This is a genomic window from Microcystis sp. BLCC-F209, assembly GCF_041928595.1.
In the GTDB taxonomy this organism is placed as follows: Bacteria; Cyanobacteriota; Cyanobacteriia; order Cyanobacteriales; family Microcystaceae; genus Microcystis.
The window spans coordinates 1-15,018 of sequence record NZ_JBHFLL010000324.1 but is presented as its reverse complement, the minus strand read 5'-3'; the positions used below and the strand labels follow the sequence as shown (position 1 = coordinate 15,018).

Here is a 15,018-nt window from a genome sequence, read left to right as displayed (position 1 = left end):
AGAACGATAACGTACCTGTACCTGCGCGCGGATAGGGGTGGTAGGTTCAGCAATAGAAACCCAGTTCATCCGTCCGACAAGACAAGCGGCACTAACGGCACTTTCGCGATTACCGACGATAACCCGATTCATGACGGGATCCAGTTTTACCACATACAGGGGTTCGGCGGCGGCGATGCCGATGCCTTTGCGTTGTCCGATCGTATAATGATGGATACCGCTATGTTTACCCAAAACTTTGCCATCGAGATCGACGATATCCCCCTCACTAACGGCGATATACTTATCCAAGAATGATCGCATAGTTCCGTGAGCTTCAATCAAGCATAAATCCTGACTATCGGGTTTATCTGCTGTTTTTAAGCCGAATTCCTGGGCAATCCTGCGGGTTTCTGCCTTGGTTTGTTCGCCCAAGGGAAATAAAGTCCCACGCAGTACATCTTGAGTTAGATCATAGAGAAAATAGGATTGATCTTTATTTTTATCGACGGCGCGCAGCAGTTGATAACGGTTATTTTCAGGAGAAAAACGAATTCTAGCGTAGTGACCGGTGGCAATAGTATCCGTTTGCAAGGTTTCCCTAGCATAATGCAGCATCGGGCTAAATTTTACCGCTTTATTGCACTGAGAACAGGGCAGCGGTGTGATTCCCGCTTCGTAACCGGAAACTAGATAATCAATAATTTCCTTTTGGAAAAGCTCGCGACTATCGACGATATGATGGGGAACCCCCAACTGCTCACAAATAAAGGCCGCATCCACCATTCCCTCGGAGCAGCATTGACCTTTACCCTTCATTAACCACAGGGTCAAGCCAATAACATCATAACCTTGAGCGTGTAAGGCGGCAGCGGCAACAGAGCTATCTACTCCCCCTGATAGACCGACAACAACTTTCCCCATAAACTTTGTAATGATTTTTAACCAATATACTTTCTAGACTAGCATCTCCTCCTTTAAAATTTGGACATGGTGTACCCAAATTTCGTGTGAGGACAAACCAGCATGATGAGAACAAATCTACTGTTTTTCTCGGCTTTATTTTGGTTAAAAGTCGGGATAATCGCTCAAGGAACGCTACTGCTAAAAGCAAACTTATCTTTTGCCCAGAATCTTTATCCCGGTCGTCGTTTGCCCCCACCGCCGGCGGTGAGACAACCAACTAAACGTTCAGACAGTCCCAGTGCTGTTAATTGTTCCCAATGTTCACCCTTAAATTTACCCCCAGTTAATTCTCCTTCAGTTCGTCCTCTGGTGGCGGACCCAGTTTCTGGTAATCAACCCCTGAGAGAATACGTTTTTCAAGCTCCCGCTACCGTGCGTCCTGCCGATGCTACGGTGATTAATAATCATCGTCAAACTGTCAATCCACCAGCACCCAGACCTCAAAATCGCGCCAATAAACCCCCCGCACCACAGCAGCGGGTTATTGCCGCTAATCAACTCTTTCGCGTTGAAGTTAGGACTAATAGTGCGGAAGCGTTGGCAAAAATTAAAGAAATTGAACCCCTCGCATTTATCCGTACGGGAGAAAATGTGATTCAAGTGGGGTTATTTCAGCAACAATACCAAGCAAAGCAAAGAGTACAAGAGTTAACTAAACAGGGTTTTAGCGCTCAGATTATTACCCTCAATAATTAGTAAAGTTAGGGTTGAAAATATTAATAATAATCCGGGTTCAGGTCTGGGAATTATCCCTAATTCTCCTTAACCCTTGCCCTGCTGCGGGTTAATAAAACCGCTTGTAATACTAAATCCTGTTTAAAAGGTATAGGAGAGTGGGGAGACACAATATTAATTAAAATTATCAAAAATTAATTTTGAGGGGAAGTTCTTAAGTAGCTAGACACAATTAATTACACATAAGTAGCTGGTTATAATTAAATTAAAAATGGATTTTAGGTTCGATCCCCCCTGCTCCCCTTGATAAGGTAGGGTTGATTCATGAATCAACCCTACCCTTGATAAGGGTGGTGTCTGATAATTTTTAACGCCTACCTACTTATCTAACTATCTCTTGCCTGTTGCCTCTTGCCTATCCTCACCAAGAAGTTAATTTTGCCCTATTACTTAGCACACAGAGTTAATTTTGTCAAGCAAAATTCTGACCGCATCGATGATCACATCCGGTTGATCCATCCAGACAAAATGGTCACTTTTATCCGCTTGTATTTCCCTAAAATCTCTGGATAATTTGCCTAATTCTAGGTGCATCTCCTCCCGGAGTTGGTTGGCACTTTTGAGGGGAATAAAGCGAGTCCAAAGGGAAGGTTTAAAAAAAGAATTAGCTTTAATACTAACTATCGGTAAATTACCGAAATTGTTAGCCTCACTCAGCTGACGAGCGCTTTGGTCGAGATTAAGCATTTCTCTACTCATCGTCATCCAGTGTTTAGCGCGACAGAAAGAACGCTTAACTCGATCACAAGAATCTGGGGAAAAGCGACGCAATTCTGGTTTTAATAATTCAAAAACTCCCAGAACTCTCATAACTCTTATAATGCCTAAAATTGAGCCGATAATCGACATACAAAATCCAGAGATGAAAAATAATTTTAAGGCCTTTAATGCTGGCGACATTTTCAGCATTCCCTGCTCGTGTAAACCATCGGTGAGTACCAAACCTACTACTTTTTCTGGGAACAGATGAGCATACAGTCGAACATTATAACTGCCAAAAGAATCACCAACTAAAATATAAGGTGGTTCTATTTTTGCCTGGGTTAGTAATTGATCTAATTCCTGAACAATTTGGTAGCTAGTTCGTGGATGGGGACTAGGATCACTCCAACCATAACCGGCTCGATCATAAATACAAACCCTAGCCAATTGTGACAATTCTTCTATCAAAAAATATCCCTCAATTCCCCCTAAACTATGGTCAATAATAATAGTGGGACTAGCCGATCCCGCTAGACAAAAATGTAGGCGATATTTACCTAGATTAATCAAATTACCCGGCGGTGCTTTTTGTTCTTCTATCCAAACAGATAACGTCTGATAAACTGTGGTCGCTACTAGGAGAATTACTCGAATTGATAAAGACATAACTAGACCTCTTGTAAAAATCAAAAATTCTTGTGGTTGCTGGAGAATTAACCATGAATAATCATCAATGAAATGGTCGATTTAATGGTGAGCAGCGGCAGTGATACTAAATCCGTTTATTAAAGACTGATTATCTATACCCCCTTTTGCCTCTTGCCTGTCCTTATAAGTAGCCTATGCTCAACGGATTTAGTATGATTAAAAGAGAGCGCCAGCATTGCAGCCAAAATATAATACAAATGAACGCTTTACCCGATGATTTTGAGCCAAGTATTTCTAGTCAATTAAGCATAAATACTTAAAATACCCTCAAATGCGAGCTGCTACGCAGTGCCTTCGGCATCGCATTTACCGAAGAAAAAGCGCTTAATAAGTTGTTAAATTTCGAGAACAACATTAGCAGTATGCTGAAAATTGGCGAAAACCATTAAGATCATAGACCGAGTTTAATCTTATGCTAGAGAAAATACTATACGCTGATTCCGGCGCAGGTCAAACCCAAGAAATGCTACAAGCATTGATGGATCTCCCCGCTATCCGGAAAGCGTCGATTACCATTCTCCGGGTTGTTCCCCCTCAGATTACCACCGAAGCTCTGGCCAGTAAATGGGAAGAAGGGACCCAAATGCTGACTAAAATCCTGCAAGAAGTCAAAATTGAACCGAGCAAAGTCTCCACGATTCTGCGGCAAGGAGATCCCAAAGATACCGTCTGTCAAGTTGCCGACGAAATCGGGGCCGATTTGATCCTGATGGGTTCCCGAGGACTGAAGCGACTGGAGGCAATTCTAGAAAATTCCGTCAGTCAATACGTCTTTCAACTGACTAATCACCCGATGTTATTGGTAAAAGACGATATTTACGTCAAAAAAATCAAAAAGGTGATGGTAGCTCTCGATAAGTCTAGCTCGGCCGATTTAGCTCTCGATCTGGCTATTTATCTCCTGCGAGACTATCCTTCAGCAGAGTTAATTCTGGCCCGCGTCAACCCCGACTTAAAGCCAGAATTTGCCCCCACTTCCCCCAAAGAAATGGAAGAAAACCCGATTATAGGGCCGGCAGTGGCAAAAGCGAAACGGATGAATATACCCTATCGCTGCGTGGTGACGGGGGGTAAACCGGGAGAACAACTCTGCAAACTCGTCGATGATTATGGTGTCGATCTCTTACTGTTGGGGTCGCCCGATCGCCGTCCTTCCGTGGCTAAGAGTTTACCAGATCTCGATCGCCTTCTCGGTACTTCCCTCTCGGATTATGTGCGGGTTAATGTCAATTGTCCCGTCCTTTTAGCCAGAAAAGAAGGGATTTAGCCCCTATTGGGTGTAGGCAGGTAAGTCTTGACTCATTTGGTTTAAGGTGCTGGCAATGGCTTTCATCGTCATAAAAGCCGAGCTAAAGGCGATTAGCTCATTTAAGGGATAACTTCGACTCTCAACCCGCAAGCTCAGTAACTGCTTCTCAAGAGATTCAATTTCTTCGATGAGCAATCCTAACTTTGGTGGGTTGAGAATGACCTAGGCAGCGATCGCAGTTTGTTGTGCGATCGCTAAAATCATCAGCCATTTTTACTTTTTTGGTGAGGACGGTGGGCAGACGTTTGTGACCTTTTGCTCGTAAATATGCACCGATATTACCCAGTTCAATTTTAAGAACTTCCCGATAAAGGAAAAGGATGGCGTTGAGGGCTTGGTTTTGGGTGGCGGCGGCAACGTTTTTGTCAACGGCAAGATGGGTCAAAAAGGCTCTAATTTCTTCACCCCCCATTTCACGGGGATGTTTTTTCTGATGGAAGAGCAGATAACGCTTAATCCAGTCCAGATATGTTTGTTCGGTGCGGTAGGAGTAATGCGGTAGGGCGGATCGTCTCTCGCACTACGTCTAGGAGTTTTCGGGGTGGGGGAGGGTTCATAAAAGAGTACGCTAATCGGCATAACACGCTTATCGTAATATTATACGGAAAACTTCTTGCGATCGCTCCATTTGAGCGTAATATACAGAAAGATTCTTAAAAAAATGCGTATTTGGCGTGATATACGGAAAATTTCCGCATAATATATAGTTAGACTAGGTTGATCCGTATTCTAGTATCCAACAGAGAATAGTTCTTAGGGTGATCATTTATACTTGGTTTCAAACTGTCCTCTTCTGATCGCAATAACAAGTTCTTAAGGAAGTTAAAACAATGAGAAGCAATAATCCAGAGAGTGTAAAACTCTACAATTTGAAAGTTAAATCTACAACTTTGTCAAAGCAATTGAAATACGAGAAAAACGAACAAAAGAGGGCAGAACTTGAGTCAGAGCTTTGGGAAGTGGAATCCGAAATTGATATGATATATACTGCTCGTGAAGGGGAGGCTCATATCAAATGGTTATTATCTGAGTTTGGCGAAGATGTTTTTCCAGACAGGGATTGATTTTGTTTTAAGTTTTATGAGTATCAGTATTTTATTTTTCTCCTTACCCTTTGTTATGTTTACTAATTTTAATTACGAAACGCTAGGAGAGTATGGAATTCACTCACTAGATTTTTTGGCAAATTGTTTCAAGAATCCTCAAAATACTCTAATAGCAGGGATTAATACTGGATTAGCGATAGTTTTGGGTAACTGGGTAATCAATATCTTCAAGTACAGAAATTTGATCCAAGATATCTCCAAGGTATTTGATTTAGTTGTAAGTAATCAGATAGATGACCTTTACAATATCCGAATAGCGTGTGAGAGCATAAGAGGTAGATTAACTACTCATGCAGGAACTATTATTGGCTCACAAAATGATCCAAATATTATTGTATCTGACCCACAACGAACGATTGAAGAGAGAAAAGGTTTATTAAAAGATATAGCAAAGATTAAGGATCGAGAGAGTACTATTAGAGATGATGATTTATATAAAGGGAAGTTAGATGATGTAAAGTTTTTTAAGTCTGGAAATCTGAAAATTCTTGTAAGATACTTTCGTAAGCTCAAAGTTATCCTTGAAGATTTAAGAAACTTCACTTCTTATGATTTTCCCAACTCTATTGATGACTTTGATTCTTTTAATTGGCGTTCAAGCGAGATCTACAAGGATAGAACTAATTTTTTAATTGCCAGAATTAATATTGCAGTGTGTCTAGGACTAATGACAAAGCATATATTTAAAAGCTTTGATACAAAAGCCAAGCAATATTTGAGTGAAGTATACCAATTATTGCTCAATCTCAAACAAGAGATACAAGATGATAAAAATATATATTCTCTATTAAAAGAAGATTTTGATACGATTCAAGAGTTTGCTCAAAAACACAAGATTAGGATTGACAATCCAGAGGTCTAACACTGCGTTGGAGCCGACTTCTGAAAAGTGCGATCGCCGATCTGGTAGGGTGCGTTAATGAAATGTAACGCACCTTATCTAATGTTCAAAATCCGTGCGTTACGCTAACGCTAACACAGGCTACATCATATTTGATCGCCAAGATTAAGTGCGATCGTTTATCTCCGTAGGCTGGGTTGACGGCAGGAAACCAAGCATTGCTTTTCTCTATCAACACTAACCAAAAGCGCGATCCCACCCAAAACACATCGACCCTTATTAGAAGCGGATAATTTCGATCGTGCATCGCGATCGTTGAAAACAGACATCAAATTCTCGAAAAAAGTTCGTTTGCCCAAGAATTAAGGGTATCTGAGAGGTTTTTGCCCAAGCAAAGGCTAGACGAACAGGTTCCAAATTCCCAATTTGAACATACACAAATAACCCTCGTGCTTCAACCCTTGCAAGATTTCCGGCCAATGGCAAGCGGACAGTTTGTTCCTCCCAAATTGCACCCAATTGCGGCCCGATGTGGTAAGGTAATAGATTGACCGTAGATCCGGTATCCAGCAGGGCATTCGCAGAAACAGAAAGGCCTGCATGACTCAGAGTGATGGGAATCGTGGGTAATGCTTCATCGTCGGAAAGGGGAAATTCGACTGTACTAGGCATGGGTAGATGCCTCTCCGTCATCCTGAATCATATGCATCAGAATATTGGCGGCTTCCGTGGCATCGTAGGGCGACCAAATCGGATACTCTGATGCGGAAAAGATAACCTGTAGTTCAGCATCCGGGATTTGTGCAGCTAGGAGTTTGAAGAGTGATAATTTGTCTGTCTGGCTCAGATTGTTGACCAGAAGAATTAACTCAGTGAGTGACATGGCTTAAACTTCTAGATATGCGAGAATAAATTGATCATAAGCGATCTGTGAGGTACGGTCTAACAATCCCGTTGCACACCGACCGTATCAGGTTGGTCGGTGCTGAGTAACAAGAACCACATCATGTGTTGCTACAATTTGATCCCACATCCATAATTCTATCAAGCTAAAATGGAGTGCTATCTAGAAGGAACTTATGATGAAATACAAAATTGTCCTTTATCGTTCTGAAGAAGGAATTACTGTTGGCGTTCCTGCGCTCCCCGGTTGTTGGTCCGAGGGAGATACTGAGGAAGAGGCATTAACCAATATCCAAGATGCAATTCGTGAGTATCTTGCAGCCTTAGAAGAACGCTTGCAAGATGGGGAAATTCGTGAAATTGAAATGCAGGTGTAACTATGCCTAGAATTCCTGGCGTAAATCACCTAGATGCAGTACGAGCCTTGGAGAAGGTAGGCTTTCGGATCATTCGCCAAGGCAAACATATCATCATGAGTGATGGGGTGCGTCAAGTTGCTCTTCCAAGGCACAATCCAATTAAGGCATTTACAATGGGTGGAATTGTTCAAGATGCTGGTTTGACAGTCGCAGAATTTCGTCAACTATTATGAGTGCGATGCCAAAGGCACTGCGTAGCAGATCGCCTCGCCCGTAGGTTGGATTGACGCAAGGAAACCCAACATCAATCAACTCATAACAGAGTGCGATGCCGAAGGCACTGCGTAGCAGCACGCCGATCTTGTAGGGTGTGTTAATGAAGTGAACGCACCTTATCTAATGTTCAAAATCCGTGGGTTACGCTAACGCTAACACAGGCTACATCATATCGATCGCCAAGATTAAGTGATTGTCAAACACACCCTATCAATTCAAAAGAGCGAGATCGTTGAGGTTAAAATGGAGAAGGCAGTCAATGGGGCAAGGCTATGACAGTTCGGCAAAGGCGTTACAGCAAAGAGGAGATGGCTCGTCGGGGGAAAGAACTCTACGAGTCTGGCATTCGGCAGCAAGTCGAAGCGGGTAATGAGGGTAAAATTATCGCGATCGACATCGAAACCGGAGATTTTGAGGTTGATGAAACGGTCGTAGCTGCAACCAATCGGCTATTTGAGCGTAACCCTGATGCCCAGCCTTTTGGAATTCGGATTGGACACCCTGCCGTGTATCACTTTGGTTCGCGGAGCTTAAATAAGAATTCATGATACGCGGAGTTGTGAATTTGCGCCGTGAAGCTACACTTTCCCTTGTAGCCGTAGGGTGCGTTCCCTAATGCAAGTCCTACTGTTCCACCAATAGATTTTGGGGAACGCACCATGCACATTGATTGAAGCTGATTTTTCTTGGTATATTGGCAAAACGCGGTTAACTTGAGTTTCAGTCTGTCCAATTTGTCACCTTTAGAGAGGTTAGATTGTCGATGGAAAGTAGCGATCGCGTAGTCTGGCGCTATGCTCAAGAACACGAGATATTGAGTTAGATTCAGGAACGGAGGTACTGGCAAACTGTAATTGCGGGCTTGATTCGATCCGCTATAATTAAGAAACTATCCTTTGTCTACAAGGGGTACACCACACCTTTCCGAGTTGATGGGACTAAGACGGCAGACTAACACGACTATCGAAAGATAGTCCGCTGTGTGGGCAATCGGGTTAATCCTTAGTCCCTGATCTCCACTGTTATCTTTCCTGCAAAGGGAGAGCAATGCCGGTTCACTCGATCCGGAGGAAGACAGTGTTAAAGGGAAGTAAGCTCAACGGCAACGGGCAGCGCAAATCAAACCAGTCACTTCAGTCTTTTTGCCAAAGGCTAAAGGTGAGTATCAAGCGTCTAGATAAAACTTCTCGATCTTATTATCGAAGATTTAGATTAGTTATTAGGCGTTTTTTACCCTTCTTACAGGCTATCGCTGCACTCATTGCAATCGCTAAATCTCTAGGGTTCTTGTAACCCAATCTAAGTTCGTAAGGCAAGGGAGAGATGTTTCTCAATCTTGCCTTTAACGTTAGTAGAGGAAGTGCGATCGCTGATCTTGTAGGGTGCGTTACGGCGAATTATTAATTTTGGTTTTTTGACTAAATTGATAGCCGCCTAACGCACCCTACACTCTACACTCTACTGAATGTACAGCCCTGAGAGCAGAAATCCTTCAGGCTGATAATATTTGCCTATTACCTATTGGGTGTAGGCAGGTAAGTCTTGACTCATTTGATTTAAGTTGCTGGCAATGGCTTTCATCGTCATAAAAGCCGAGCTAAAGGCGATTAGCTCATTTAAGGGATAACTTCGACTCTCAACCCGCAAGCTCAGTAATTGCTTCTCAAGAGATTCAATTTCTTGGATGAGCAATCCTAACTTTGGTGGGTTGAGAATTACCTGGGCAGCGATCGCCTCAGCCATTTGATCAAAAGCGATCGCAGTCTGTTGTGCGATCGCTTGTAATTCAGGTAAAAACTTTTGTCGTATCGGTTCAGGAAGCGGTTGCTGTAGCACATCTTGTAAAGCATCCAGTTGAGCCGAGAGTTTTTGTTCGTAGCCGATGGAGAAATTCCAAAAATTTTGGTGTTTGGTTGCTAAAACTGTGGAAATTTGTTCGAGACTGGCAATCTTAACCGAGGCTGGATGTTGAGCGATAGCCACTGTGATGGCCTGCTTCAGTTGGGCGATATCTGACGGTGGTATCCTATCCTGAAAATAGCCCGTCAGCAGTTTTTGATATAGCTGTCCCATTTTCTTAAAAGTCACAGAAAAATCTGTTTCCAGTTGGTTTGTAGCCGATTTTGTCATAAATACAGTGGTCAGCAACACCCCCAGAAACGCACCTACGGGAACTGAAATCAGTGCGGCCCAAATTCCTTGCTCGAAAAAAGGAAAAATATCCTTCCCGATGGCATCGGCTGCTACAATCGCACCGATGCGAGCGATGGGCGTAAACCCCAGCCAAGCACAACTGAAGTAGGCGAAAAAATAAGCCAGACTGCTACTAAAAGGATTATAACCAAAGGACTTGACCAACAGGTAAATACAGAGAATCGTCAAACTCAAGGAAACAGTGGCCGCCCAACCGATCGCGATCGCTCGCCCCCTTGTCGGTTGAATGACAGTGACCACTGCACCTATGATCACAATATCTGCCACTTTTTCGTAAGCAGAAGGATAGGGAAACTCGATGTGACGAATAATAGCCAGTAACAAACCAATAACCAGGCCAAGACTGACAATTTCTCTCAGGCGTTTTAGGGATATAGGGGCCCATTTGGGAAAGGTAATCAGGTGTCTTCGCCTGAAAGTTGCAGTTACTTTGGTTTTATCGATTATCCTGCCTCCTAATCCCTCGCATTGTTGGATAAATCGAGATACAAGTTGAATAAATTGATAAAACTGTAGTGATTCTTGAACATCATACCGATCAATCTCTCCACTTGTTCGGAGATGATCAAGTTTACCCCCAATATTCGCTAAATCTTCTTCTAATTCTGTCAGGTAAGGGGTAGCTAAGATTTTTTGGCCGTTACTCAAATCCCTCAAGCTATCAAAGCTGTCGGTAAGATGAGTCGCCAATTGGTTTAATTCATCACTGAACTGATGCACTAAATTTTGTTCATGCTTTTCGCCCTTAAAAGCCATCAGATCAGCTAATTGTCGAGTCAATTGGTTCTGAATTGCCAAGATTTCACTCCAATTTTCTGCCACCAATATCTCACTACCGAATTCATGGGTTGCTTTTGTGAGTGTTGAAAGGCTAGTTTGTGTTGATTTTTTAATCTGATTGAGTAAGTTAAGCTCGTTCTGCTCAATAGAAAGAGAATAATCCCGCTCCTCGACCTCAGTTTTTAAGTGGCGATCGAGGATTTTTTGGAACAAGTGCGGTATATCTTGAAGGATTCCCATCAAGTTCCGGTTGAGATCGGATCGAGTATTCTGGGGCCAAAATAGTAAGGCCACAGCAATTCCCACAGCGATTCCGATCCAGTTATCGATCAGGCGCGATCGCAAATAGAGCCAGATATTTTGTTGTGCTGATGTTCCTACCACTCTCATGGCAATTAAAGCGCCCAGTAGTGTGGCTTGGGAATAAGCGGCTTGCCATCGGTAAGTTTCACAGATCAGGGCGGCTAAAATGTAGGTGAGAGAGGGAATGACAAAAAAACTTGAGCCTTGGATTCCGTAGGCGTTCACCAGGATAGCCGCAATGATTCCCCCCAAAGCACTTCCCCCCAAACGCCCCAAACCTGCGGCGATCGCACCTCCCATGGATGGCTCAATCAGTACAGATACATACCCAAAGACGGGATAGACAAAGTTGTCTAATACATTTCCCCGGTGCCAAAAGAAACTCGTTAAGAGAGCAGCACCCAGGGAAAACTTCAATCCCTGTCTGATCATTAGCCCGTTTTTACTGTCCAAGGTATCTCTATATCCTTTTTCGACTACTCATTGTTACTCATTAATCGCTCGCTCAATCCCATATAAAATTAGTGCCAAAAACGTCACCAACCAAAACCAAAGCTGAGGAGGCTCACTATGGATCAAGATTACTAAGACAAACGCTGCGGCGATAATCCACCACTTAAACCACCAAGTCCACCATTGAGAACGTCTTTTCGGATTTTCCATATTAGGTTTAACCGTTTATTCTAGTCGTTGTTTCTTTCAGCTACTTACGCTCGCAAGATTGTGGTTAACGATCGTACACCCCTGTAATCCAGCGAAAAGCAGGGGTTATATAACTCACTAAAGAACGCTCTTCTACCACGGCATGGACATCTGCGGTAGTCCCGTTGGTAATTGTTTGGGGCGCTCCCTTGGCTTGGGTCCAGTAAAAACCACTCGGTGTATTGCGATCGACCTTCAGGGCTAAAGTGGCTTTGATAACACTTGCATTGACGGGTATAGGCTTATCGCGATCGTCTTCATCTCTACCCAGAAACAGCTTGCTGGCGAGTTCATGACTTCCCACTATATTTGCCAGTTCTGCCACAGTTACTGGCTGCTGATCGACGGTAATTACCTTAGCAACGATACCCCCATAGCGTTCGCGATCATAGAGATCGGGAACGACTTCTACTTCCTTGCCCGGTTCTAATCGTTTGGCATCACCACTCTTAAACAATGCCACCACGTTGGTCTTGGCCTTTAGATTGGAGACTTCTAACGTACCTATGCGCCCCCCCGGAGCCAGAACTTCCCCCGGATTAACAGATAAGTCTAAAATCTGGCCGTTGTACAGACTCACTACATTTTTGTTGGCTTGAATGGTGGTTCTTAACGTATTAATCTCTCGTTGCTGGTCAGCGATCGCATTGTAACGAAGAATATCACTGGCTGTATCTTGGAGGTCTATTTGCCGTTTTTCTGTGTTTAGTATATTATTCTGGGCCGTCAATGCGTTCATCTGCGCTCGCAGGCTTTCATCAACCCCCTTCAGGCGATCAAGTTCTATTTGGACGCGATTGATACTATTAGAAGCCTCTAGATTATTGAACTGAAACAAATAGGAGGGAAAATCTAGCTTGGCGACAGCCCCCTCTTCGATAAGTTTATCGTAGGCGGCTAGTCTTTCATCCGTTGAGTTCTGGAAATTTTTAAGGTATCGAGCATGGGAGAGATAGGCTTCTCGCTGTTTTTGATTACTGGATAATTGAACTTGAAGTGCTTTAATCTGAAGCTGATTCGCCTTTTGCTGGCGATCTATTGAGGCTGCATTCAATTGGCGACGACTCACTTCAATAGAGTCAACTCTTTTATCCTGCTGCTTGAGATCTGCTAGTCTATCCTTTTTATCCTTTAATTCTGTTTCTAATTCAGGAAACTCTAAAGTTGCCAGTAACTGCCCTTTTTTGACAGAATCTCCCGGTTGAATCAGGAGGGTTAACACCCGCCCACCTTGACGGGGTTCGATATTAACAATAGAACGAGGAATCAAAATGACCGCTCGTCCTTGAACAGGAGTCGGAATCTTACCAACTATCGCCCAATAACTCAGTCCTCCGAGCAAAAGACCCACCGGCATTAAGCGCAGGATTATCTCCCCTAATCTTCCTGTTGGCTCCGAATATTTAAACGGTTTTTCCGAATCAATTTTAGGAGCAATTCCCGTTTTTATTTGATTATCATCCTGACCTTCTATCCTAGCCTGCGTTGTTTTCTTCGCACCCATATCTGGCTGCTGATGATTCTGATCAGACATAGATTCGGCTTGATTCTTTGCCATTGTACTGAAATGAGTAAAAATCACTTAATTTGTAACATGATAAACATTCAGAGGATATTACTTTAGACTAGGAAAATCCTCTGAAAAAATCGCTCAAGCTATTTTTGACATAAGATAACTAGGCTACCTCGAAAGATTTACCGAAGGCTCAAACCTTTAAAATTTCCTGTAAGAAACCTAATAAAGTATTACTCTTGATGTGACCTAAAACAACCTAATTAGGGATCAAGTGTTTGAGTCCAACGCTCCGACTAGAGAGATAATCTATCGAACGAGTTTACACTATTCCAACTTCTAACTTACATAAGGCGTATAGTCTCATTGTAACCGTTCAGGGGGGGGGATGTCAAGCCGCCAGTGGCATTGACTCAGTGGAAGGACTCTCCTGGGGCAGCACCGAGATGGATACTACTCTTTCACAGTAGCCGCTCTTTTCTAAGTCTTTTTAGATTACTAGATTTTGTCCCCCCCTGAACTAGGGTTGATTCATTGTAGGGTTGATTCATGAATCAACCCTACCCCCTGAACGGTTACTTCAAGGGAGAAAAAGCGATCGGGCTATAATAAAGAAAATTTCATTTTAACTTGAGAAAATTCATTATGACAGCCACTATTGAAGACATTCGGGCAATACTAAAGGAATTGGCTCAATCCCAACAAGAGTTATCCCAATCCCAACAAGAGTTATCCCAATCCCAACAAGAGTTATCCCAAGCTCAAAAAGAAACGGATAAACAAATCAAGGAAACAGATAAGCAAATTAACAGAGTTAGTAAGCAGATTGGGGAGTTGGGCAATCGTTTAGGAGAGTTTGTCGAGTGGCAAGTACGTCCTGCGGTGGTGCGTCTGTTTCAGGAGCGGGGTATTGATGTCCATGAGTTTCACCCTGGCATTTCGGTAAAACGGGATAATGAGGGTTTAGAGATTGATCTATTGGTAGTGAATGATACGGATGCCATTTTAGTGGAGGTCAAAAGTAAGTTAACTCAAAGGGATGTGGATGAGCATTTACAACGTTTGGCGAAGTTTAAGCGGTTAATGCCTCGTTTTCGAGATGTAAAGGCCTTAGGAGCGGTGGCAGCGATGATTGTTCCCGATGAGGTGGCGAGTTACGCTTGTCGTCAGGGTTTATTTGTGTTGGTGCAGTCAGGGGAAAATGTAATAATTTTGAATGATGCAGAGTTTACGCCCCGGGTTTGGTAGGTTTAGCTTTTTCTCGAAATCTTATAGGTTCTGTGCGATCAGTTTAACTTACAATATGAGCGATCTTTGTGTCCTTTGTGTCTTTGTGGTTCGTTCCACCCCCTCGCTCTTGAGAAATATATCTTAAAATACATTTTACCCACCAAACCTGGGACAGCCGATTCCATTCCTGCCAATAATCAACGCTAAAATTATACTAAATCCCTTGAGTATAGGCTACATCACTCATCACTTGGGAGCATCTCACCTTTGCAATGAGCATAAATACTTAGTGGAAAAATAGGCTTTTCGAGGGTAATTCTTGTTTTAATTCTCCATGTACGCAGTCTTTAAAAGCCTCTATTTCGTTCCAAGACACGATTAAGAGTGGCTTT

Annotated in this window: 17 protein-coding genes; 8 read left to right on the top strand and 9 right to left on the bottom strand. The window is 43.0% G+C overall.

Translation table 11 applies throughout. The features are described from left to right. Nucleotides 1-903: tRNA 2-thiouridine(34) synthase MnmA (mnmA, locus tag ACE1AQ_RS21750; protein ID WP_374809200.1), on the bottom strand; the 903-nt coding region annotated here is incomplete at its 3' end. Between the two features lie 102 nt (nucleotides 904-1,005). Between mnmA and ACE1AQ_RS21745 the strand changes: the two genes are divergently transcribed. After that, nucleotides 1,006-1,641, top strand: a complete 636-nt coding sequence (locus ACE1AQ_RS21745; protein WP_008201214.1) for a hypothetical protein — start codon at nucleotides 1,006-1,008, stop codon at nucleotides 1,639-1,641. A gap of 429 nt (nucleotides 1,642-2,070) precedes the next feature. On the opposite strand, the gene ACE1AQ_RS21740 is transcribed toward ACE1AQ_RS21745, so the two are convergent. Beyond that, nucleotides 2,071-3,048 carry an alpha/beta fold hydrolase gene (locus tag ACE1AQ_RS21740; protein WP_110543639.1) on the bottom strand — a complete coding sequence of 326 codons (978 nt, stop codon included), beginning with the start codon at nucleotides 3,046-3,048 and terminating at the stop codon, nucleotides 2,071-2,073. Nucleotides 3,049-3,502: 454 nt separating this feature from the next. On the opposite strand from ACE1AQ_RS21740, the gene ACE1AQ_RS21735 reads away from it, so the two are divergent. After that, nucleotides 3,503-4,357 (top strand): universal stress protein, encoded by an 855-nt coding sequence (locus tag ACE1AQ_RS21735; protein WP_002735121.1) that lies wholly within the window; start codon nucleotides 3,503-3,505, stop codon nucleotides 4,355-4,357. A gap of 3 nt (nucleotides 4,358-4,360) precedes the next feature. Here the strand turns inward: ACE1AQ_RS21735 and ACE1AQ_RS21730 are convergent, their stop codons facing one another. After that, entirely contained in the window at nucleotides 4,361-4,534 is a 174-nt protein-coding gene (locus ACE1AQ_RS21730) for a hypothetical protein (RefSeq protein ID WP_002737005.1), read from the bottom strand. Further along, nucleotides 4,515-4,844: a site-specific integrase gene (locus ACE1AQ_RS21725; RefSeq protein ID WP_253257666.1), complete on the bottom strand. Its 330-nt coding sequence runs from the start codon at nucleotides 4,842-4,844 to the stop codon at nucleotides 4,515-4,517. The genes ACE1AQ_RS21730 and ACE1AQ_RS21725 overlap by 20 nt, the downstream gene beginning before the upstream one ends. A gap of 385 nt (nucleotides 4,845-5,229) precedes the next feature. On the opposite strand from ACE1AQ_RS21725, the gene ACE1AQ_RS21720 reads away from it, so the two are divergent. Together ACE1AQ_RS21720 and ACE1AQ_RS21715 are read left to right on the top strand one after the other, a co-directional pair. Next, nucleotides 5,230-5,463 (top strand): hypothetical protein, encoded by a 234-nt coding sequence (locus ACE1AQ_RS21720; RefSeq protein ID WP_002780950.1) that lies wholly within the window; start codon nucleotides 5,230-5,232, stop codon nucleotides 5,461-5,463. Nucleotides 5,464-5,479: 16 nt separating this feature from the next. Further along, nucleotides 5,480-6,367 carry a hypothetical protein gene (locus tag ACE1AQ_RS21715; protein WP_043999719.1) on the top strand — a complete coding sequence of 296 codons (888 nt, stop codon included), beginning with the start codon at nucleotides 5,480-5,482 and terminating at the stop codon, nucleotides 6,365-6,367. A gap of 258 nt (nucleotides 6,368-6,625) precedes the next feature. Here the strand turns inward: ACE1AQ_RS21715 and ACE1AQ_RS21710 are convergent, their stop codons facing one another. Then, on the bottom strand, nucleotides 6,626-7,018 hold the full coding sequence (locus ACE1AQ_RS21710) for a hypothetical protein (protein WP_002780952.1): 393 nt from the start codon (nucleotides 7,016-7,018) through the stop codon (nucleotides 6,626-6,628). Next, on the bottom strand, nucleotides 7,011-7,229 hold the full coding sequence (locus ACE1AQ_RS21705; RefSeq protein ID WP_041804251.1) for a hypothetical protein: 219 nt from the start codon (nucleotides 7,227-7,229) through the stop codon (nucleotides 7,011-7,013). Before ACE1AQ_RS21705 ends, ACE1AQ_RS21710 begins: the two co-directional genes overlap by 8 nt. A 199-nt stretch (nucleotides 7,230-7,428) precedes the next feature. On the opposite strand from ACE1AQ_RS21705, the gene ACE1AQ_RS21700 reads away from it, so the two are divergent. The 3 genes from ACE1AQ_RS21700 to ACE1AQ_RS21690 all read left to right on the top strand — a co-directional run bounded on the left by ACE1AQ_RS21700 (nucleotide 7,429) and on the right by ACE1AQ_RS21690 (nucleotide 8,432). Further along, a complete protein-coding gene (locus tag ACE1AQ_RS21700; RefSeq protein WP_002738180.1) occupies nucleotides 7,429-7,626 on the top strand; it encodes a type II toxin-antitoxin system HicB family antitoxin in 198 nt (65 codons plus the stop codon). Between the two features lie 2 nt (nucleotides 7,627-7,628). Continuing rightward, the gene (locus tag ACE1AQ_RS21695; RefSeq protein WP_002776326.1) at nucleotides 7,629-7,841 is read left to right on the top strand and encodes a type II toxin-antitoxin system HicA family toxin; all 213 of its coding nucleotides are present in this window, start codon (nucleotides 7,629-7,631) and stop codon (nucleotides 7,839-7,841) included. 315 nt (nucleotides 7,842-8,156) lie between these two features. Further along, entirely contained in the window at nucleotides 8,157-8,432 is a 276-nt protein-coding gene (locus ACE1AQ_RS21690; RefSeq protein WP_110543635.1) for a hypothetical protein, read from the top strand. 970 nt (nucleotides 8,433-9,402) lie between these two features. Here the strand turns inward: ACE1AQ_RS21690 and ACE1AQ_RS21685 are convergent. The 3 genes from ACE1AQ_RS21685 to ACE1AQ_RS21675 form a co-directional block, all read right to left on the bottom strand. Beyond that, entirely contained in the window at nucleotides 9,403-11,613 is a 2,211-nt protein-coding gene (locus ACE1AQ_RS21685) for an FUSC family protein (protein WP_110543633.1), read from the bottom strand. Nucleotides 11,614-11,667: 54 nt separating this feature from the next. Beyond that, entirely contained in the window at nucleotides 11,668-11,844 is a 177-nt protein-coding gene (locus ACE1AQ_RS21680; RefSeq protein WP_170915562.1) for a hypothetical protein, read from the bottom strand. A 64-nt stretch (nucleotides 11,845-11,908) separates the two neighbouring features. Beyond that, nucleotides 11,909-13,441 carry an NHLP bacteriocin system secretion protein gene (locus ACE1AQ_RS21675; protein WP_110543631.1) on the bottom strand — a complete coding sequence of 511 codons (1,533 nt, stop codon included), beginning with the start codon at nucleotides 13,439-13,441 and terminating at the stop codon, nucleotides 11,909-11,911. Nucleotides 13,442-14,041: 600 nt separating this feature from the next. Between ACE1AQ_RS21675 and ACE1AQ_RS21670 the strand changes: the two genes are divergently transcribed. Further along, nucleotides 14,042-14,644 (top strand): DUF3782 domain-containing protein, encoded by a 603-nt coding sequence (locus tag ACE1AQ_RS21670; RefSeq protein ID WP_110543628.1) that lies wholly within the window; start codon nucleotides 14,042-14,044, stop codon nucleotides 14,642-14,644. The last annotated feature ends 374 nt before the right edge of the window (nucleotides 14,645-15,018 follow it).

Bases quoted from the DNA above. Each gene is read 5' to 3' on its own strand.
- ACE1AQ_RS21745 (WP_008201214.1), top strand. From the start codon at position 1,006: ATGATGAGAACAAATCTACTGTTTTTCTCGGCTTTATTTTGGTTAAAA.
- ACE1AQ_RS21740 (WP_110543639.1), bottom strand. From the start codon at position 3,048: ATGTCTTTATCAATTCGAGTAATTCTCCTAGTAGCGACCACAGTTTAT.
- ACE1AQ_RS21735 (WP_002735121.1), top strand. From the start codon at position 3,503: ATGCTAGAGAAAATACTATACGCTGATTCCGGCGCAGGTCAAACCCAA.
- ACE1AQ_RS21720 (WP_002780950.1), top strand. From the start codon at position 5,230: ATGAGAAGCAATAATCCAGAGAGTGTAAAACTCTACAATTTGAAAGTT.
- ACE1AQ_RS21715 (WP_043999719.1), top strand. From the start codon at position 5,480: ATGAGTATCAGTATTTTATTTTTCTCCTTACCCTTTGTTATGTTTACT.
- ACE1AQ_RS21710 (WP_002780952.1), bottom strand. From the start codon at position 7,018: ATGCCTAGTACAGTCGAATTTCCCCTTTCCGACGATGAAGCATTACCC.
- ACE1AQ_RS21705 (WP_041804251.1), bottom strand. From the start codon at position 7,229: ATGTCACTCACTGAGTTAATTCTTCTGGTCAACAATCTGAGCCAGACA.
- ACE1AQ_RS21700 (WP_002738180.1), top strand. From the start codon at position 7,429: ATGAAATACAAAATTGTCCTTTATCGTTCTGAAGAAGGAATTACTGTT.
- ACE1AQ_RS21695 (WP_002776326.1), top strand. From the start codon at position 7,629: ATGCCTAGAATTCCTGGCGTAAATCACCTAGATGCAGTACGAGCCTTG.
- ACE1AQ_RS21690 (WP_110543635.1), top strand. From the start codon at position 8,157: ATGACAGTTCGGCAAAGGCGTTACAGCAAAGAGGAGATGGCTCGTCGG.
- ACE1AQ_RS21685 (WP_110543633.1), bottom strand. From the start codon at position 11,613: ATGATCAGACAGGGATTGAAGTTTTCCCTGGGTGCTGCTCTCTTAACG.
- ACE1AQ_RS21680 (WP_170915562.1), bottom strand. From the start codon at position 11,844: ATGGAAAATCCGAAAAGACGTTCTCAATGGTGGACTTGGTGGTTTAAG.
- ACE1AQ_RS21675 (WP_110543631.1), bottom strand. From the start codon at position 13,441: ATGGCAAAGAATCAAGCCGAATCTATGTCTGATCAGAATCATCAGCAG.
- ACE1AQ_RS21670 (WP_110543628.1), top strand. From the start codon at position 14,042: ATGACAGCCACTATTGAAGACATTCGGGCAATACTAAAGGAATTGGCT.